Source organism: Paraflavitalea speifideaquila (assembly GCF_032395985.1).
In the GTDB taxonomy this organism is placed as follows: Bacteria; Bacteroidota; Bacteroidia; order Chitinophagales; family Chitinophagaceae; genus Paraflavitalea; species Paraflavitalea speifideaquila.
In genome coordinates, this window is sequence record NZ_CP135920.1 from 763,029 (window position 1) to 782,279 (window position 19,251).

At 43.0% G+C, this 19,251-nt stretch carries 24 protein-coding genes and 1 pseudogene; 13 read left to right on the forward strand and 12 right to left on the reverse strand.

All coding sequences use genetic code 11. The annotated features are described in order from the left end of the window. Positions 1 to 104: 104 nt before the first annotated feature. From rfbA to RS881_RS05480, 6 genes are all read right to left on the reverse strand, one after another. Positions 105 to 977, reverse strand: coding sequence for a glucose-1-phosphate thymidylyltransferase RfbA (gene rfbA, locus RS881_RS05455; protein ID WP_315820139.1), 873 nt, complete (start codon positions 975 to 977; stop codon positions 105 to 107). Between the two features lie 313 nt (positions 978 to 1,290). Continuing rightward, positions 1,291 to 1,752: an inorganic phosphate transporter gene (locus RS881_RS05460; RefSeq protein ID WP_315820140.1), complete on the reverse strand. Its 462-nt coding sequence runs from the start codon at positions 1,750 to 1,752 to the stop codon at positions 1,291 to 1,293. Positions 1,753 to 1,754: 2 nt separating this feature from the next. Beyond that, entirely contained in the window at positions 1,755 to 2,090 is a 336-nt protein-coding gene (locus tag RS881_RS05465) for an inorganic phosphate transporter (protein WP_315820141.1), read from the reverse strand. Continuing rightward, on the reverse strand, positions 2,087 to 2,212 hold the full coding sequence (locus tag RS881_RS05470; RefSeq protein ID WP_315820142.1) for a hypothetical protein: 126 nt from the start codon (positions 2,210 to 2,212) through the stop codon (positions 2,087 to 2,089). Before RS881_RS05470 ends, RS881_RS05465 begins: the two co-directional genes overlap by 4 nt. 168 nt (positions 2,213 to 2,380) lie before the next feature. Further along, positions 2,381 to 2,668: a DUF47 domain-containing protein gene (locus RS881_RS05475; protein ID WP_315820143.1), complete on the reverse strand. Its 288-nt coding sequence runs from the start codon at positions 2,666 to 2,668 to the stop codon at positions 2,381 to 2,383. A gap of 26 nt (positions 2,669 to 2,694) precedes the next feature. Beyond that, entirely contained in the window at positions 2,695 to 3,009 is a 315-nt protein-coding gene (locus RS881_RS05480) for a DUF47 domain-containing protein (protein ID WP_315820144.1), read from the reverse strand. 143 nt (positions 3,010 to 3,152) lie between these two features. Here RS881_RS05480 and RS881_RS05485 point away from each other — a divergent pair, with 143 nt between their 5' ends. The 5 genes from RS881_RS05485 (at position 3,153) to RS881_RS05505 (ending at position 8,951) form a co-directional block, all read left to right on the forward strand. Beyond that, positions 3,153 to 3,515, forward strand: coding sequence for a hypothetical protein (locus tag RS881_RS05485; protein ID WP_315820145.1), 363 nt, complete (start codon positions 3,153 to 3,155; stop codon positions 3,513 to 3,515). 44 nt (positions 3,516 to 3,559) lie between these two features. Next, positions 3,560 to 4,462: a porin gene (locus RS881_RS05490; protein WP_315820146.1), complete on the forward strand. Its 903-nt coding sequence runs from the start codon at positions 3,560 to 3,562 to the stop codon at positions 4,460 to 4,462. A 208-nt stretch (positions 4,463 to 4,670) separates the two neighbouring features. Then, positions 4,671 to 4,883 (forward strand): carboxypeptidase-like regulatory domain-containing protein, encoded by a 213-nt coding sequence (locus RS881_RS05495; protein ID WP_315820147.1) that lies wholly within the window; start codon positions 4,671 to 4,673, stop codon positions 4,881 to 4,883. A 32-nt stretch (positions 4,884 to 4,915) separates the two neighbouring features. Then, entirely contained in the window at positions 4,916 to 7,468 is a 2,553-nt protein-coding gene (locus RS881_RS05500; RefSeq protein ID WP_315820148.1) for a TonB-dependent receptor domain-containing protein, read from the forward strand. A gap of 112 nt (positions 7,469 to 7,580) precedes the next feature. Further along, positions 7,581 to 8,951: a beta-helix domain-containing protein gene (locus RS881_RS05505; RefSeq protein ID WP_315820149.1), complete on the forward strand. Its 1,371-nt coding sequence runs from the start codon at positions 7,581 to 7,583 to the stop codon at positions 8,949 to 8,951. A 19-nt stretch (positions 8,952 to 8,970) separates the two neighbouring features. Here RS881_RS05505 and RS881_RS05510 read toward each other — a convergent pair whose 3' ends face one another. From RS881_RS05510 to RS881_RS05535, 6 genes are all read right to left on the reverse strand, one after another. Further along, complete coding sequence (locus RS881_RS05510; RefSeq protein WP_315820150.1) at positions 8,971 to 9,438, reverse strand: hypothetical protein; 468 nt, start codon at positions 9,436 to 9,438, stop codon at positions 8,971 to 8,973. A 262-nt stretch (positions 9,439 to 9,700) separates the two neighbouring features. Then, positions 9,701 to 10,231 carry a hypothetical protein gene (locus tag RS881_RS05515; protein ID WP_315820151.1) on the reverse strand — a complete coding sequence of 177 codons (531 nt, stop codon included), beginning with the start codon at positions 10,229 to 10,231 and terminating at the stop codon, positions 9,701 to 9,703. Positions 10,232 to 11,422: 1,191 nt separating this feature from the next. Further along, positions 11,423 to 11,599 (reverse strand): hypothetical protein, encoded by a 177-nt coding sequence (locus RS881_RS05520; protein ID WP_315820152.1) that lies wholly within the window; start codon positions 11,597 to 11,599, stop codon positions 11,423 to 11,425. Between the two features lie 11 nt (positions 11,600 to 11,610). Next, complete coding sequence (locus RS881_RS05525) at positions 11,611 to 12,051, reverse strand: glycosyltransferase family protein (RefSeq protein ID WP_315820153.1); 441 nt, start codon at positions 12,049 to 12,051, stop codon at positions 11,611 to 11,613. Next, on the reverse strand, positions 12,003 to 12,401 hold the full coding sequence (locus RS881_RS05530; protein ID WP_315820154.1) for a hypothetical protein: 399 nt from the start codon (positions 12,399 to 12,401) through the stop codon (positions 12,003 to 12,005). The genes RS881_RS05525 and RS881_RS05530 overlap by 49 nt, the downstream gene beginning before the upstream one ends. A 111-nt stretch (positions 12,402 to 12,512) precedes the next feature. Next, a complete protein-coding gene (locus RS881_RS05535) occupies positions 12,513 to 13,346 on the reverse strand; it encodes a UDP-2,3-diacylglucosamine diphosphatase (protein ID WP_315820155.1) in 834 nt (277 codons plus the stop codon). A 175-nt stretch (positions 13,347 to 13,521) separates the two neighbouring features. On the opposite strand from RS881_RS05535, the gene RS881_RS05540 reads away from it, so the two are divergent. The 8 genes and pseudogenes from RS881_RS05540 to RS881_RS59070 all read left to right on the forward strand — a co-directional run bounded on the left by RS881_RS05540 (position 13,522) and on the right by RS881_RS59070 (position 19,091). Next, positions 13,522 to 13,929 (forward strand): helix-turn-helix domain-containing protein, encoded by a 408-nt coding sequence (locus tag RS881_RS05540; RefSeq protein ID WP_315820156.1) that lies wholly within the window; start codon positions 13,522 to 13,524, stop codon positions 13,927 to 13,929. 4 nt (positions 13,930 to 13,933) lie between these two features. Further along, the gene (locus RS881_RS05545) at positions 13,934 to 14,098 is read left to right on the forward strand and encodes a cupin domain-containing protein (protein ID WP_315820157.1); all 165 of its coding nucleotides are present in this window, start codon (positions 13,934 to 13,936) and stop codon (positions 14,096 to 14,098) included. 195 nt (positions 14,099 to 14,293) lie between these two features. Then, the gene (locus RS881_RS05550; RefSeq protein WP_315820158.1) at positions 14,294 to 14,677 is read left to right on the forward strand and encodes a carboxypeptidase-like regulatory domain-containing protein; all 384 of its coding nucleotides are present in this window, start codon (positions 14,294 to 14,296) and stop codon (positions 14,675 to 14,677) included. Then, on the forward strand, positions 14,665 to 14,952 hold the full coding sequence (locus tag RS881_RS05555; protein WP_315820159.1) for a TonB-dependent receptor plug domain-containing protein: 288 nt from the start codon (positions 14,665 to 14,667) through the stop codon (positions 14,950 to 14,952). The genes RS881_RS05550 and RS881_RS05555 overlap by 13 nt, the downstream gene beginning before the upstream one ends. Then, positions 14,949 to 16,643 (forward strand): SusC/RagA family TonB-linked outer membrane protein, encoded by a 1,695-nt coding sequence (locus RS881_RS05560; protein ID WP_315820160.1) that lies wholly within the window; start codon positions 14,949 to 14,951, stop codon positions 16,641 to 16,643. Before RS881_RS05555 ends, RS881_RS05560 begins: the two co-directional genes overlap by 4 nt. A gap of 50 nt (positions 16,644 to 16,693) precedes the next feature. Then, on the forward strand, positions 16,694 to 17,491 hold the full coding sequence (locus RS881_RS05565) for a hypothetical protein (RefSeq protein ID WP_315820161.1): 798 nt from the start codon (positions 16,694 to 16,696) through the stop codon (positions 17,489 to 17,491). A 24-nt stretch (positions 17,492 to 17,515) separates the two neighbouring features. Further along, positions 17,516 to 18,577: a SusD/RagB family nutrient-binding outer membrane lipoprotein gene (locus RS881_RS05570; RefSeq protein ID WP_315820162.1), complete on the forward strand. Its 1,062-nt coding sequence runs from the start codon at positions 17,516 to 17,518 to the stop codon at positions 18,575 to 18,577. Beyond that, positions 18,490 to 19,091, forward strand: a pseudogene (locus RS881_RS59070) (SusD/RagB family nutrient-binding outer membrane lipoprotein). Before RS881_RS05570 ends, RS881_RS59070 begins: the two are co-directional and overlap by 88 nt. Positions 19,092 to 19,251 lie beyond the last annotated feature (160 nt).

The following is a 19,251-nucleotide window of genomic DNA, read 5'->3' on the forward strand; positions in this document are numbered from 1 at the left end:
GGCAATACATCAAAAAGCGATGAGGTTTGGGCGCCGAGCTACAAGTAGTAAAACCACCCGTCCTGTGGCGGAGCTACTGCCTGACAGCTTATTTCGCACGACCCCTATTCGTTTTTTTCCTTCAGCACATTCATCAGGTATTGACCGTAACCACTTTTGAGCAAGGGTTGCGCCATTGCTTCCAGTTGTTCCTTTGAAATAAATCCTTTTCGGTAAGCTATTTCTTCGATGCAGGCTATCTTGATGCCCTGGCGTTGTTCAATGACTTGTACAAACTGTGAAGCCTGCATCAGGGAATCGAAGGTGCCGGTATCGAGCCAGGCAGTACCGCGGTCGAGAATGGATACGGTTAGCTGCTTGCGTTTAAGGTATTCTTTGTTTACATCGGTGATCTCGTACTCACCCCTTGGGCTAGGTTGCAGTTCGCGGGCAATTTTTACTACCTCATTGTCATAAAAGTAGAGGCCGGGAACAGCATAGTTGCTTTTGGGCTTTAATGGTTTTTCTTCAATAGAGATCACCTGTTTTTGCTTATCAAACTCTACTACGCCATAACGCTCGGGATCGCTTACATGGTAGGCATATACAATGCCACCATTGGGCTGGGTATTTTTAGCCAGTTGCTCACCCAGTCCAGCACCGTAGAATACGTTATCGCCCAATACGAGGGCTACATTGTCCTGTCCGATAAAATCGGCGCCAATTACAAAGGCCTGGGCCAGTCCATTGGGTATAGCCTGTTCCGCATAGGAGAATTTAAGCCCCAGTTTGGAGCCGTCGCCCAGCAACCTGCTGAATTGTGGCAGGTCGTAAGGAGTGGAAATGATCAGTATTTCCCGGATACCGGCCAGCATCAGGGTGGACAAGGGGTAATAGATCATGGGCTTATCATAAATAGGCATGATCTGTTTACTGATGGCGTAGGTAATGGGGTGTAAACGTGTTCCGGAACCTCCTGCCAGTATAATTCCTTTCATCTGTTATTTTATTTTGGCCAGATGGAATCTCGGTATAGTAGTTTCTTTTGTACAGCAAAAATTACTACACGCGGTTTATTAGATCTGGTTGTTTGTGCGCAAAAGTCATTGATTATTTGCCAAAATAGTAAAAAATCTGGAGTAAGCTGTACTGGAATGGCCTTAAAACAAGAAGTCCTGCCGGTCGTGAAACGGGCAGGACTTCTTGGAAGGAAGTTCTTCTATAAAAAGAGTTTTACAATATAATATACAATAGCGGCCAGCAAGGCGCTTACGGGAATGGTAAGTATCCAGGCCCAGAGGAGGTTAATGGTTACCCCCAACGTACAGCCGATAAGCGTTTGGTGGCGCCTACGCCCATGATGGCGCCGGTGATGGTATGTGTTGTACTGACCGGTATGGCGAGGTGTTCTGTTAAGAACAAGGTGGCAGCGCCGGCTGTTTCAGCGGCAACGCCTTCCAGTGGAGTTACTTTGGTAATACGGGAGCCCATGGTCTTTACAATCTTCCAGCCACCACTCATGGTACCGAAGGCAATGGCGGTAAAGCAGGCCAGAGGCACCCAGTCGGGCACGTTTTTAACGCTATCCAGGCTTCCGTTGGCTACCATGGCTGCGGCGATGAGGCCCAGTACTTTTTGGGCGTCATTACTACCGTGGCCAAGGCTGAATAGGGCGGAGGAAACGAGCTGCAGCCGACGGAACCAGCTTTCGGCTTTATAAGGATTGGCCTTACGGCACAAGTTCACAATAATAAGGGTGATAATGAGGGCCATGGTCATACCGATGAGGGGGCACCAAATATAAACAAGAAGATAGGTACTACCACACTGTAGTTGATCACATCAAAACCACCAGAAGAGAGGCCACCTACATGGGCAATGGCTGCGCCCATGAATCCACCAAGCAGGGTATGGGAAGAAGAGGAGGGGATACCGAACCACCAGGTAAGGAGGTTCCAGCAGATAGCTGCCACGAGGGCCGAAAAGATCACGGGCAAGGTAATGAAATGGGAATTGATGGATTTGGCAAAAGACATCCCGATCTTGAACTCACCGATCCAGTATTTGGCAATAAAGAAGGCGGCAAAGTTGAATACTGCAGCCCAGATCACAGCCTGGAAGGGGTGAGTACTTTGGTAGAAACAATGGTGGCAATGGAATTAGCGGCATCATGAAATCCGTTGATATAGTCGAATACCAGCGCCAGTATGATGATGATAACCAGGAAAGTCATATGGTGGAATTTGAAAATTTGAAGATTTGAAAATTTGAAAATGACTGTTGGAAGACCATCTTGTCAAATTTTATTGCTTCAAATTTTTGAGCGGGGAAATTGTTTAGTAATGCTATGGCCTTCGGGGCTTCATTTTCAAATTAACACATTGTCACATTCTCAAATTAATTACGCGTATTTGATAATGATGGACTCGATCACATTCCCTGCATCTTCACATTTATCGGTCACGATTTCCATTACCTGATAGATCTCTCTTTTCTTGATAACTTCTTTGGCATCGGGTTCTGTTTCAAACAGCCTGTCGATACTTAAGTCGAAGATATCATCTGCCTGATTTTCAATGCTATTTACTTTAACCAGGGCATCTGTAATGGCCCGCATATTGCGCATATTACGGAGCTCGAATACTGCATTTTTGATCTGCTCGGAGCCTTGTTCAATCAGGTCGGCCATTTTCTGGATGCCCTGATCATTGGGGTTTACCTTATAAAAGTTGATCTTTTAGCGGAAGCGAAGATGTAATCGGCAATGTCGTCCAGGGCGGTGGCGAGGTAGTGGATATCTTCCCGGTCGAAGGGAGTAATGAAATTCCGGCCCAACTCGGTGAAGATCTTGTGGGTATAATCATCATTTACATGCTCCATGTCCTCAATTTGGGCGATGATGGCAGCCCTTTTATCAAAATCTGGCTCTGTAACCACATCTTTCATCAATTTGCCCATTTGGGCCACTGTAACAGCCACCTGTTCGAACAGTGTATAGAAGATCTTATCTTTCGGCATAAAAATCTTCATAATCGAGTTTAAACCCATATCCCTTATAATTTGGTGGCAAAAATAGAACTAATAGCCTACGGTTAAAGTGGAGGTAAATTGGTAATAATTTCTTAACAATAGCTTTTTGTTCCAAATTACCTTTGTAGCAATGTTATGAATATATGAAATTATTGTTAAGCACCCGCCGGTTGTGGATTTTTATAGTATTGATAATGACGACACAATTGTCGAAAGCCCAGTTTTTGATGGACATGGTAGATACCAGTACGGACGTGGGGAAGGGGTTGCTTTCCATTTATAAGAAGTTTGACAGGATCAATATCAGCGGTTATATGCAGCCGCAGTACCAGGTGGCTAATCACAAAGGGATAGAAAGTTTTAACGGGGGTGATTTTGCTCCCCATTCCAATAGCCGGTTTATGTTACGGCGGGGGCGTATCCGCTTCGATTATACACGATTTAATGATAGGAATCAGCCTTTTGTCCAGTTTGTGTTTCAGTTTGATGGTACAGAGCGGGGGTAAATATCCGGGATTTCTGGGGGCGTGTTTTTGAAAATAATTGGCGCTTGTTTTCCTTCACTGCCGGGATGTTTGCGCGGCCTTTTGGGTATGAGGTGAATGTATCGTCGGTTGACCGCGAATCACCTGAGCGGGGGCGTATGTCGCAAATATTGATGAAGAGTGAGCGTGACCTGGGTGTTATGGGCTCACTGGAGCCAAGGGGAAGATCGAATGGTTGGCGGTACTTTAAACTGGACCTGGGCGTTTTTAATGGGCAGGGGTTAACGGGGCCCAATGAATACGATGGCTTCAAGGATATCATCACCCGGGTGTCATTAAAACCTTATCCTATTACGAAGAATCTCTTTGTGTCGGCAGGATTTTCTTTTTTACAAGGTGGGTTTATACAAAACACCAAATACGTATACAATACGGAACTAATTAATGGGAAAGAGCAGTTTGTGGTAGACTCTTCGGAAGACAATTTATATAATGAGGCACCACGTCATTACCGGGGTATGGACATGCAATGGAAGCTCAAACATGGCTGGGGAACTACTGAGTTGCGTGGTGAATATTGGTGGGGTACGCAAACAGCGACTGCTGATAATTCGGAAACACCCGGCTTATTGCTCAATTCACCTTATTATATAAGGAAATTTGATGGAGCCTTCTTTTACTTGCTGCAAAATATTGTTAATAAGAAACACCAAATAGGTATTAAATATGATTGGTATGATCCAAACACTGAGGTAAAAGGTAAAGAGATCGGATACCCTGGTAGTAATGTTACAGCTGCGAATATCCGGTATGATACCTGGAGCCTGGGTTATAATTTTTATGTAAATGAACACCTCAAATTACTGCTCTGGTACGATTGGGTGAACAATGAATCTACTTCTTTATCTGCCTATGCATCCAATCTTCACGCCAATGTTTTAACCTGCCGGCTGCAGTTCAGATTTTAACAGATCCAGACCGGGACAAAGACCTCGGGTTGGTTGATCCAGCATGTTTTTGTGTGTTTTGAGCTAATAAATAACATTTAAAAAATGTAATGGTAATATTGGCTTAACATTGGACCTGCAAAAGGCGCAGTTAATAATTCCTTAACATTGTAGTAATATGGCGGTAATATGACGCCGATACTTTTGCCCGCACATTAAATAGACTGTTGTGAGCAAAAAGTACTTCCTGTTAGTGGCATTTATATTTGCAGCATTTGTTTCTTTTGCCCAGACCGGGAAAATAACCGGTAAAGTCCTGAACAGTAAAAATGAACCTCTTCAAGGTGTATCGATCAAGGTCACCGGAGCTCCAGGCGGCACTACTTCCGATGTAGAAGGCCGTTTTACACTTTCGCTTTCCACTGATAAAAATATGAATTAACCTTTACGGCAGTAGGTTATGCTGCCAAGGTAGTGAGTGATGTAGAAGTTACTGCCGGCCAGGTAGGCGACTTGTCTATTATTATGGAGAAAGGGGGCGCAGAATTGAGTACAGTGACTGTGACCAGTCGCCGGACACCCGCTCGTCTTGAAACGGTAAATGCGGTGATCGCTTTCCAAAAAAATACAGGTACAGTTGCTTCTGTAGTATCGGCAGAAACCATCCGCCGTTCTCCGGACAGAAATACAGGTGACGTACTGAAAAGAACTCCGGGCGCCAGTTTACAGGATGGAAAGTTCCTGGTGATCAGAGGGTTGGCCGACAGGTACAACCAGGCCATGCTAAATGGTATCCTCCTTACCAGTACAGAACCCGACCGTAAGACCTTCTCTTTCGACCTGATACCTGCCCCCATGATTGATAATATTGTTATCAATAAAGCCTTCTTGCCAGAGTATCCCGGCGAATGGGCTGGTGGTCTTATCCAGGTAAATACAAAAGATATTCCTTCTCAAAACTTTTTGAATGTACAGATAGGTACTGGTTTCAATACGCAAACAATTGGGAAAGACTTTTACAAAGCAAAAGGTGGAAGCTGGGACTGGTTGGGTATAGATGATGGTGCACGGGGATTACCTCCAGGATATACCACCAAATCTAATTTTGATATTCTTGCACCTGCTGAAAAAACAGCCATGGGTAAGCAAATGCCTAATGTATGGACTGCTACTACCTCCAATGCTCCTCTGAATGCTTCGTTCCAAGCCAACGGTGGATTTACCACCAAGGTGTTCAATAAAACGGTGGGCGGTAGTTTTGGTATTACTTATAATAAGACTAACCGCTTTATCGATATGCTGAACCAGCGGAATAATATTAATGGTTCAACCATCAGTAAGAACTATGCTTATAATGATGATAGGTATTCACAAGATGTATTGGCAGGTGCTTTGGCCAGCTTAAGTGTACAATTGAACCCGCGTAATAAGGTATCAGTGAAATCGATCATCAATATTAATTCCGTCAATTACTTTACTAATCGTAATGGGCTTGATTTTGACCGGACGAATGATGTAAGGGGTAGTGAAATGACCTTCAAGCAAAATACCTTCTTTACTACTCAGTTGACGGGTGAACATACGCTGTTTGCTCCGTTGAAACTGAAATGGTATGGCGCTTTTAATATACTGGATGGTTATAGCCCTGACCAACGTCGTATTGTATATACACGGACTACCGACACCCAAGATCCTTATAGCCTGTTAATAGGTAACTCTCTTTCTCAGGAAAGCGGCAGCCGTATTTTTCAGAACCTGAGTGACTATATATATACAGCTGGTGGCGACCTGGCTTATAATTTTGATATGTTTGGCCAGCGCCAAACGGTGAAGGGTGGTTATATGTTGCAGATCAAAGACCGCTTGTATGATGCGAAACTGTTTGCGAATTATCTTCCGCTGGACAATGCCTCACTAAGGCAGTTACCAGCTGATAAAGTATTTGCTTCAGAAAACTTTGGTGACGGCGCTCCCAGGAGCACTATGTTTGGGTTTGATGCTATCAAAGGAAACTCTTTCCGTTATTTAGCGAATACGATAATGAATGCAGGGTTCTTACAATTTGATAACCAGTTTAGTAATAAGTTCCGGGTAGTATGGGGTGTGCGTGTTGAGAATTATGATCAGCTGGTGGGTAGTGTAAAGAAATGGGACCCCCGTCATACGCACAGTGAGGTGCTTGACTGGTTGCCTGGGTTGAATGCTACTTATAAACTGAATGAGAAAACCAATATCCGTTTGTCAGGTTCTCAAACGGTGATCAGGCCCGAATTGCGTGAGCTTTCATTCCTGAACCTGTATGATTTTGAATTGAATGCTTCTGTACAGGGTAATCCTTCTTTGAAAAGAACAAAAGCAACGAATTTGGATCTCCGCTATGAGTTGTATCCTAAGGCCGGCGAGGTATTTACGTTTGGTGTATTCTATAAATATTTTGATAAAGCTATTGAGCAGATATATAATGAAGGTAGTGGCGGTGCCAGCACCTTTAACTTCCAGAATACAGATAAAGCCATCTCTTATGGTGCGGAAGTTGAATTCCGTAAGAAGTTGGACTTCTCCTCTGCATTGAAAAATTTCACTTTACAAGCAAACGCGGCTTATATTAAAAGCCGGGTGCAAGCCAATATACAAGGTATTGAGATCGATAGGCCGATGCAGGGACAATCGCCCTATCTGTTGAACCTGGGCTTGAATTATGATCTGCAAAAGCATGGGTTCAATGCCACCTTATTGTTTAACCAAATTGGAGAACGTATTTACCTGGTAGGTGATATCAGTGCTGGTGCAGGTGCTCCTGATATTTACGAAGCGCCCAGGCCGGTACTCGATTTCCAAATGGCTAAGAAAGTGCTGAAAAGCAAGGGAGAGATTCGTGTAAATGTATCTGACATCCTGAACCGTACACAGTATTTCTATCAGAATGCCGGCGGTAAGAATAGTTTGCAGAAAGATAAAGACCCCTACCGGTTTACACGGAAGTTCGGCACTACCATCGGTGTAACCTTTAACTACTCTATATTATAATCTCTTTAAAATACAAATACAAGAATATGAAAAAGAAGATTTTTTCCTCGCCGCATTTTCGGCACTTCTTATTGCAGGCTGCCGTAAAATTGAAACGGACGGAGAAAAAGAAGTGATTATTGTGCCTGGTGGCGGTGGTGGTAATAACCCCGGAGTAACGATTACCCTGACCGGCCGTATTAATGCGGACACTGTTCTGCGTAAAGTAAATACTTATATTCTGAAGGATAAAGTATACCTGGTAGGTAACCATACAATGACCATTGAGCCAGGTACTGTGATCAAAGGAGCTTATTCAGGTTCTGATGTGGCTGTATTGGTAATTACACGCGGTTCAAAGCTCGTAGCTAATGGTACAGTAGAAAACCCGATCGTATTTACCTCTAATTCGCCCGCTCCTGCTTCTGGCGATTGGGGTGGTATTGTAATTTGCGGTAATGCAAGTATCAATACTACATTCACTGGCACAGGAGGTGGTCCTGGTATTTTTGAAGTAGAAGGTGGTATCAATAATGGTAATGGTGATGCGTTGGCCGGTGGCGGTACTACTCCAAATGATGATGACAGTTCAGGCGTACTGCGCTATGTACGTATTGAATATGCAGGATACGCTTTCCAACCCGATAAAGAGGTAAACAGCCTTACCATGGCTGCTGTTGGACGTAAAACAGTGATTGACCACGTGCAGGTAACTTATGCAAAAGATGATGCATACGAGTGGTTTGGCGGTACAGTGAATTGTAAATACCTGATCGCTTACAAAACACAGGATGATGATTTTGATACAGACAATGGCTTTAGTGGTAGTGTGCAATTTGGCTTGATTGTACGTGATTCGCTGATTGCCGACATCTCAAAATCAGAAGCATTTGAAAGTGATAATAATAGTACAGGTACGAATGTAACACCGCAAACAAAGGCTGTATTCTGTAATGTATCTGCTTTTGGCCCTTTGGCTACTCTGAATAATGTAGGTAGCACCAATTATCTGGGATCGGCTGCACAGATCAGACGTAATTCTTCTATCTCTCTCTTTAATACTGCCATTGTTGGTTGGCCTTCAGGCATTGAGATCAGCGATAAGGATGGTACTTCTACCTCCGAAAATTACCTGACAGCAAAAACACTGCAGTTAAGTGGTGTGGTAATAGCTGGTTGCAGAAAGGCAATTAACTTTGTATCGGGTCCTGGTACTGTAGCTGGTACAACGGAAGCTTCATTGACGGCTGCCTTTAACGCTAATACCAAGAACAAATTTTTGGCAACTGTAGACGATATCCGTTATACGCGTCCTTTTGATTATGCCAATGCTGATTTTGTACCTTTTGGTAATTCAACACTGGTTATTCCTACAGCCTCAAATACATATTTTGACGATCCTATCTTAACTGCCCGTCCTTTCATACAGAAAGTGGATTTCATTGGTGCTATTGCTCCTGCAGGTGCTTACGCCAACTGGCATAAAGGCTGGACAAAGTTCTAAGTATTGAACAATAACGTATTTAGTATTGAAGGGCCGCTTCTCTGGAAGCGGTCTTTTTTTGTGGGATAGCTTTACGGTTTATAGGACTCACTGCCTGGCTGTGGAGAATAGTGGTACACGACTTCATAGGGTATGTTACGCAGGCTGGCCAGGGAGTGGCCAATAGGCAGATCTTCTTTTGAGGGGTAGGCTCACAAATAGAGTATTTGTTGCCATTATAGACGATGGACTTACCCCTCGGTTTATCAAACTGTACAGCAATGGTGACATGCTTGGGATAAGCCAGGACAATCATGGGCAGGTTGTAAATTTCTTTTACCAGGTAAAAGAATAATGCTACGCGGTCCTCGCAATCACTTTGTTCGTAAAATAAGGTTTGCTCGGGCGAAAGTCGCTTTTCGGTACCAAAGTTTTTGGAGTCAGTTTCAAAGAGGAAGGCATAGCGAGTAAACCGCATAAGATAATCTACGCCGTTTTTGGTGCTCATGCGCCGCACATTTTTCTTGAGCAAAGGAATTAGTGATTGGTAGGTTTCTTTACTCAGGGGATGTTGAGTTGAAATTCGTAGTCAACGGTTGGGTAGTTGGTAAATAGGGTGATTATTTGTGGGTTTAGTTTTACTTTAAAATGGTAGTCATTGTCGTAGTAGGTAAAATGGAGGTCCTTTTCCTGGTAGTCGTGAGGATTGAATTCGGGTAGGTGGCGGATTTTATAGGAGAATATCTTTTCTGCAGGAATACCGGGAATGTCTATGGCAGTGAATACCTCTTTTTAAAATCTATCTCCCCGTAATCATGATAATTGAGGCAAACGTATTGTTTACCATTGCTTGTACGGGTAGGAATATTATAAACGTCTTCATTGCAACGTATATAAAAGAGCATGCGGTTGCCTGATATTGTCAACATGGCATCATAACCGGTTTGGGTGAGGAGGAACCATTTGTAAAGGGTATACCTGATATAATCATCGGCCTTGGGGCTAATGTATTGGGCAGTTTTGCGGATCAATTGATAAAATAGCCAATCATCGGGTTTGTATTTTTCCTTGTACATCAGCAAGGCGTTCACCATGGGCTGGTAATATTCGGTATTGATGCTGCTATAGAATGATTGGATGGATTGTTGTGATAAAGGTGATGGCGTGGGTTGAAGATTGTCTTTGTCAAACTCAAATTGAATAGGAGAACCGCAAAAATCGAATTGAATAGTGGTAATTGGGTACTGTGCCTTAGCAAGAATAGGTTGGGTGGTAGCCAAAAGGAGCCATAATATGATCATTTTACTTAGCACGGCAAGCGCTTGTGTGTATCATAATTTACGAAAAATTAGTAAAATGGCAATATTAAGATTGCAACTCTTTGTTATATAAGCATTTCCTAATGGGTGGTCCTTTCTTTTCCTTGTGTATTCTATTCTTAACGGTAGGGTAAACTTGACATAAAGGCGGGATAACAGGAGCAAGCTAACTTGCAGGGCCAAACAGCCATTTTTGCAAAAAGAGATTAAGAAAAGAGTTTAAAGCGTAGAATTTTCTCATGTGACTACAGCCGTACGATTTCCATCGTGACGGCTTTTTTATTGGCAAAGGGCTGTAGTTTTTGCGAAAAATAAGCCTATGAACAGGCTGTTGCAACCTATATATACCTGTTATATGCACTTGTAGAGACATTAAACTGTCCCATATACAAACGTTTTAGGCAATAGAGAAAGCATGTCTGGTATGCTACCTGGAGGCGATGGATTTGGATAGGCAGTCCGGTTTCGTAGTTTTACGAGTTGGCTTATGGAATGATGAAAGGATCATTTGAGCAAAGCCGTTCATAGGGTAAATGCTGCCGGCAATACATTATGCAGAGTCGCATATTTATCTTGAGTTGAAATAATTGGCTGTTTATGCATTCATAATCATATAGGTACGTACCTTTACAGCCTGAATTGAATAATACAACTTTTTATAAGTGAGAGGAATTCTCTCATGTGACTGACGCCGTTCGATTTCTATCGTGACGGCTCTTTTATTTTATACCGCTGGGCATAATTTTGGTGATCCCCTTGTGTGCTGTTAATCATACCCACTCTTACAGCTACTTCTACTTTCTCAAGGCAGCATAATTTCTTATAACAATATCTGATACAGTGCTTGATATTCTTACGCTATTGTTTATTTTTAAAAATTAATCTATGAAAACACTATTGATCGTAGTGGCCGTTCTGTTTACGGCTACTTCACTAAGTGCATTGGGTACTGGCAATCGGGTAATGCCACCAAGTGACGAAAGTTACACCGCTAATTTCAGGACACGACCAAGAAGAAAAAGGACAAAAAGAAAAAGACTCTACGGAGAAAAGAGACACGGCGCTGGCACAGTATCGCCACTAAAAAAAGTGTCATGGGATCAAAAAGGTAAAGTGTAGTCGTACAATTATCAAAAATTGTACGACTTTATATATATAGAAAGAATGGGCGGTTTAATTAAAGATCAGCTCGGGATAAGGAATATCGAGTTGGTGTTTCAGGTTAGAGCAGCGAAACATGAGGATATTAATAATGGCCTCGGTAGAGTACTGGTAGGAGATGGTTGGGGTATTGGGATCGTTCACCCAGTTATTGAATATATCCGGGAAGTCATCGTCCAGTTTATCCAATGTTTTTATGCCTATCTTTTTAGGGCTGCCGCATTGCACATTTGTTCGTATTGACCTTTGATGGGGATGGCAATCATTTTTTTCTTGAGGTGAATAGCTTCGGCAGGTGTTTCAAATCCTGCGCCGCAGATGATGCCATGGCAACTGATGAGGCTTTGGTTGAATAAATCCTTGCCAACCGGCAGAAGGGTAATATGGCCAAAGGTCTTTCTTTCCTTGGTTTGGCGGGAGAAAACTTCAAAGCGATGATCTTTGAAGGGCGCCAGTAAAGCCAATAATTCATTGTCGCAATAAGAAGGCAGGTAAACGGTTATATGTCCGTCGTTGCGAGCCTCTGCCTGCAGGATCTCGGTTTTAATAACGGGAGAAAAGATGAAATCATCGTAGGATTCAAAATGTAATCCTACATATTGTGTAGCGCGGGCATAGTTCTGGAGGATCCATTCACCCACTTTATTGGGCTTTTCAGGGCGTGGCGTTTTATCGGACAAGAAGCTGGCCTGATGTCCAAAGTTGACGGAGGGCACCTTTTACGGGCGCAGGCAATGGAAGTAATGCATTCAAAGTCATTTAAGACCAGGTCATATTTTTCTACGGGCAGGTCCCTGGCTTCCTTCATGATGCGCAAGGGAGAAATGCTGCGTGTAAGTTTCCAATAATCCAGGGAGCCTTTGCAGGTATAGAACAAGCTAAGGCCGTTACTGCGGTATTTAACAGGTGCATCAAGGGGCAGGGTACTATTGGCTCCGCTAAGGAAAAGGTCTACTGTTCCGAACTTTTGTATAAAGGGTAATAATTCCATGGCCCGGCTGATGTGTCCGTTACCTGTAGCCTGTAAAGCATAAAGTATTTTCATGTGTTTGTTTGAGTCCCCTGTTTCTTTTACTATATAATGAATAAATGTATACTACTTTTATATGGCGAGTGAATTGATGTAGAAATTGATCTCATCAGTCACTACATTCACTTTCCGGCTCATGTCGGTTGCTGGCACATGCTGGAAATCTTTTTCATTGTACTCAAATATCTTCCATTCGTTATGGCTGTATTCCAGTGCTGTGAGGTGCTCTACCCAATCACCTGAATTGAGGTAGGTTACTTTTCCCTCCTGGTTCTCGACCACTCTTTTCTGGGGCTGGTGGATATGGCCACAGATGACGTAATCGTATTTTTTCTCAATGGCCAACTCTGCCGCGATCATTTCAAAAGCATCAATTTTGGCCATTTTGTTTACCCCAGCCATTACCTTTTTGGAGATGGACAATTTTTCACGTCCGAAGGATTTCAGGATAAAGTTTACAAACCGGTTAAAGAGGATGAGCATGCCATATCCGTTGCTACCCAGTTTGGCCAGGATCTTGGCTCCCCCTTTAGTTGTATTATCAAATACGTCGCCATGGAATATCCAGGTCATTTTATTATCGATCTCCAATACCAGCTTATCGGTAAGGGTAAAATTGCTCAATTGAAAATCTGCATATCGTCTCAGTAGCTCGTCATGGTTGCCGGTGATGTAAAATACCCTGGTGCCCTTGGTCATCAGGTTCAACACTTCTTTGATAACGGCCATGTGGGAGGAGGGGAAGTAGCGTTTGGAAAACTGCCATCCGTCGATGATGTCACCATTAAGGATAAGAATATTGGGTGCGATACTTTTCAGGTATGCTACCAGTTCCCGGGCATGGCAGCCATAAGTTCCCAGGTGAACATCGGAAATAACCACTACGTCTACTGGACGTTTTTCCATGGAGTTTGGGTTTTGCAAATTTCCAATGCTAATATTACCTCTATCTTAAGCGGATGTTAAGTAATTGTTTTGCAAATATGAACAGTGTATTAAGCGATTACGCTATTTTAACTACAGTTTAATTGGAAACGGGGATGATATATTCTACGAGATTCTATTTTTAATAAATATTAAATTGCACTTAACGTATCCCATCATCATGCAGGAAGATCTTATATTACTGATAGGCGAAAAACTGAAGTCTAAACGGACGCAAAAGAATATTACGTTGGAAGATCTGGCCAATAGGGCCGGCGTTACCAAGGGACTGATATCCCAGATTGAGAATAACCGTACGGTTCCTTCCCTGCCCGTATTATTTAATCTTATACATTCATTGGGGGATGACCTGAAGAGCTTTTTTGAGGATATGCATGAGCATTTTACCAATGGACATGTTTTAATTGTACGAAAGGGGGATGAAAAGCCTTTTGAAAAGGAACCGGTAAAGGGATTTTCCTATAAGCGCATCCTTACCAAAAGCATTGTTGCACAGGCTATTGATATGGCGGTACTGGAGCTCAAAAAAGGGAGCAACGCGTAAACAAATGATACAAACGGATGCTTTTGAATGTAAGCATATATTAAAAGGAAGTATTGAATACCAGATAGAGAAGGAAAAATTCATCCTGAATGCCGGCGATACGTTGTTCTTTGACGGACGCGCCCGGCACAAACTCCGAATATTGGTGATGGCGAAGCTGCCATCCTGATCGCATATCTGTTTTAAGTTGGTGATTTTCATCGGCTCAAGCGCACCTACTTCGTTTTTATAAATACTTAACTCCAGTTTAGTATTTATAAACATTTAATGCTTTGTTAAACTCTGCATAACGATTCCTTTACACCAGGCTTCTACTTTTGCACTACAATTTTAATATCACTCCTTCCATTTAAAAAATCTGTTTATGAGTAAATGCTACCTTATTACAAGGGTGGTACTGGCGTGCCTATTATTTGCCATACCATTGCTATCTCTCGCACAAAAGCCGGTTTCCGGAAAAGTTATCATTACTAAAGACCAGTCGCCTGCATCGGGTGTATCGGTTGTAATTAAAGGAACTGCAACGGGTACAGCTACTTCAGCAGATGGCGTATTTGTTATTGAAGCCAAGGATGGCGATGTACTGGTATTCAGTGGCGTAGGGTTTTTGCCCAAAGAGGTAGTAGTGCGGGGTAGTAAATTGGACGTAGGGCTGGAGCAGGATGCCCGTGCATTGAACGAAGTGGTAGTTACTGCATTGGGTATTAAGAAAGAAAAGAAAAATTGGGTTATGCTGTGCAGGAAGTGAAGGGGGAGGACCTGGTGAAGGCGCGTGAGCCGAACCCTATCAATTCGCTGGTAGGTAAAGTTGCTGGTTTAACGGTAGGCGCTTCTGCCGAAATGCTGGCGGGACCACAATTGGTATTGCGTGGACAAGGCATCAGCCTGTTTGTAGTAGATGGGGTGCCTATTAACTCCGATACCTGGAATATCAGTCCAGATGATATTGAATCTTATACTGTATTAAAAGGCGCCACTGCTTCTGCGCTGTATGGCTCACGGGGCAATCTGGCGCAATCATGATCACCACTAAGAGAGGTACCCGTGATAAGCGGGGATTCTCCATTGAATTTAATTCAAGCACCTTGATGGAGAAGGGTTTTAATGCGATCCCTAAGGTGCAGGACGAGTATGGCGCTGGCGACCATGGTAAATATGCTTTTAAAGATGGTAAAGGTGGTGGTACGAACGATGGCGACTATGACGTATGGGGACCTAGGTTTGAAGGGCAGTTTATCCCTCAATATGATAGCCCGGTTGATCCGGTAACGGGTGTAAGGCAGGGTACTTCCTGGGTTGCACGTGGTAAGGATAACCTGAAGCGTTTTTTGCAAACAGGGCTCCTGTCAACTAATAATATTTCGATGTCTTCAAGGGGTGATAAATATGATTTGCGCTTTTCGCTGTCACATACATACCAGAAAGGAATTGTGCCCAATATGAAGATCAATATCACCAACTTCAATATTTCGGCGGGGTACAAGTTTTCTGATAAGGTCCGTATGGAGGGGTACCTCAATTACAACCGTCAGTATACACCCAATTTTCCTGATGTAAACTATGGCCCCAATAGTATGATCTATAATGTAGTTATTTGGGCTGGCGCGGATTGGGATATAGACCAGATGCGTAATTACTGGCAGCCGGGTAAAGAGGGTGTGCAAAGTATTTATGCGGAATATCAACGTTACCATAACCCCTGGTTCATGGTGAAAGAATGGTTGCGCGGGCATTACAAAACAGATGTGAACGGATATGCCAAACTTACCTATGATCCGGTACGGAATGTGGAGTTGATGGCACGCACACAAGTTACCACTTACGACTTGTTCAGGAATGAAAAAATGCCTTTCTCCGCCCATCCTTATGGACGTGAAGAAGGTCGTGGTGATTACCGGGAAGACAAACGTACTTTGTTTGAAAACAACACTGATTTCCTGGCTACCTATGCCAACCGCTTTAAGGGCGATATTGATGTGAAAGGTTCGATAGGTGGTAATATCCGTAGCTTCCGGTACAATTCGAGCTTTGTAACTACAGATTATCTGAACGTACCCGGTTGGTACAATTTCAACAATACACGCAATCCTTTGCGGGCTTCGAGCTACGTTGCCAATTTGATGACCTTAAGCGGTTATGGATATCTTGACGTTTCATTGAGCAAATATGCCAATATCTCTTTAACAGGTCGTTTTGATAAGTTGTCTACTTTGCCTTCTGGTAACAATGTGTATTTCTATCCCTCTGCTTCTTTAAGTACGGTAGTGAGTGATTATTTGCAATTGCCAGAAGCTATTTCTTTCCTGAAGGTTCGTGGTTCTTATGCGAATGTAAAAGGAGGCTTAACGCAGGCTACGATTGGTGCTACACCACAGGCCAGCTATCCGCTGGGATATGGCACAGAGTATTATTCAAGTTATGATGGACCTTCTTATCAAAATTCTATTGCTTATACTACGCCTCCGGTATACAATAATCAAACGGGTGCGTATTATTCCCAACAATTGAACAATCTGAATATTAAGCCTTTGTCCAGTACGGTGTATGAGGTAGGAGCCGATCTTCGCTTCCTGAACAATAAGATCGGTGTGGATGTGACTTACTTTACAGCTAAGGATGGTCCAAAGATCTTTGTTTCGCCCCTGTCGCAAACAACTGGTTACATAGGTGCCTTGCAAAATGGTATCACCACGGAAAAACGGGCTGGGAAGTAACACTGAATGCCACGCCGGTAAGTACGCGCAGTGGATTTACCTGGACTACGATGGTAAACTGGTCGACATTTAAAGAGGTATATACTAAGTTTTATGGCGATCTGACTCAGCTTGATATTTATAATAAAATAGGTGACCGGGTAGATAAATTTACGGGTTCAGCCTTTGTTAAAACGCCTGATGGCAAGATCATCAATGATGCTGGTGGGCGGCCTATCCGCAATCCGGTTTCACAGGTACAGGGGTATACCAATCCGGATTGGGTATGGAGTTTTATTAATAATGTAAGTTATAAGAATTTCAGGCTAGGTTTCCAGTTTGATGGACGTGTAGGTGGCAAGATGGTCAACTATATCCAACAACAAACTTACCGTGGTGGCCGTCACATCAACACGGTACAGGGCAAAATGGGCGAGGCACGTTTGCAGGATTATAAAGGGGTAAAATCATGGGTAGGAGAAGGTGTGGTGATCAGTAATAATACTGCTATTGAATTCGATAACCTGGGCAATGTGACCAATTATGGCAAGCTGCAATATGCTGCCAATACTACGCCTACTTACCTTCAGGATTATATCAGCTTCTACTACAATACCAACGAAGCTAATTTGATCGAAAAGACATTTGCCAAATTACGGGAAGTGACCCTTACTTATAATGTGCCACAGACCATCTTGGTCAAGAGCTTTATGAAGCAGGCCAGTATTTCGTTGGTAGGTCGTAACCTGCTGTATTTTTCAAAGTATAAGGATTTGGATATTGATCAGTATGCTGGCAGCCAGGGAAGTTCCAATCTGCAAACTCCTACTACCAAGCGTTATGGCGTGAACATCAATATTGTGTTTTAATCAACAAACAGCAAATTATCAGTTATGAAATTCCTGCATTCAATAATAATTATTTCTATAATGGCTTTGGTGGGCAGTAGCTGCCAAAAGAAGTACGATGAGTACCTGGATAATCCGAATAAGCCCACTACGGTATCTCCTAACCTGATACTGACAGGTGTTCTCTCGGATATTAATGGCGATAAACCCTGGAGCCTGGTTACGCGGTGGGGCCAGTTTGACAACTGTAATTATAATTATTATGGGGATCAGCGGTATGACTGGACAGGCGCGGGATTGAATTATTTAACGCTGACAAATGTGGTGAAAATGGAAGAGGAGGCAAAGCGAGTGGGCGAGCCAGAACAAAATGGGTATTCTATATTGGGTAAGTTTTTCCGGGCTTTCTTTTTTTATCGTATGACGAACCTGGTAGGTGATCTTCCTTTGAAAGACGCCTTGAAGGGATTGGCTCTGCCAGAGCCAACCTATGATACGCAGAAAGAAGTATTTCTGCAGATACTTAAATGGCTGGATGAGGCGAATACTGAAATGGCGGCCCTGATCGCAAAGTCGGGAGATGGGAAAATTGATGGCGACATATATTTTACCAACAAATCGGCCTGGCAGCGGACCATCAATGCCTTTCGCCTGAGAGTGTTAATAGCCTTGAGCAAAAAGGCTGGTGACGGAGATCTAAAGATTGCACAAACGTTTACTGCCATCCTGGGTGATGGTGCTAAATATCCATTGTTTCGCAATAGCAATGATAACCTGCAGTATATTTATTCCAACTTCAATAAGTATCCGAGTAATCCTGATAACCTGGGGTTTGATGCTACCCGGTATAATATGTCAGCTACTTATTTGAATAACCTGGTATCATTGAAAGATCCAAGAGCGTTTATAACTGCCGAGCCTGCTACTAAAAGCCTGACGGTAGATAAAAAGACGCCTGCTGATATTACAGCGTACGTAGGAGCTTCTTCGGGGAAGATTTGGCCGCTATGTCTTCCAAAATGTCAAGAGCAGACACGGCTGAGTATTCGGTTCGCAGCCGCAGCCGTTATTATGCCAATTATAATGCAGAGCCTGGTATTCAGGTAGGCTATACCGAAATGTGTTTCAATATTGCTGAAGCAATCAATAGGGGCTGGGTTACTGGTAATGCTGAAGACTGGTATAAGAAAGGGATCAAGGCTTCGCTTGGTTTTTATGGTATCCCGGTGGATGGAGCAGGAATATTTAATAAGGTATATCCTTATGGCGCCACCAATGCTGTTACTTACCCTATCCCCTTTGATTTTGAAAATGTTTATTATCAGCAAGGTGCTGTGAAATATAGTGGTAATAATGCGACAGGACTTCAACAGATCTTGTTGCAAAATACCTGGCATTCTTCCAGAATTCAGGATGGGAAGCTTATTTCAATTATCGTAGAACAGGACAGCCAACTTTCCTGACCGGCACCGGTACGGGTAATAGCAGTCGTATTCCCAAGCGATTCCAGTATCCCTCATTAGAACGTACAACGAATGCAGGTAATTGGGAGAAAGCGGTGAAAGCGCAGTTTGGCAGTGCAACAGATGATATTAACGGGGATATGTGGCTGATTAAATAATAATTCCTTAATCATAGGAATGTGATGTGCATTAAAGTTCTTTGTTAGCTTCGAACCCGGTTTTTGATCTTAGCCATTTAGTGAATAGATCACCACCCGGATTCCTCTGTACTTATTAGAAGTAATCTTCTTCAAATTATAAGCAATCGTAGCAGTTTCT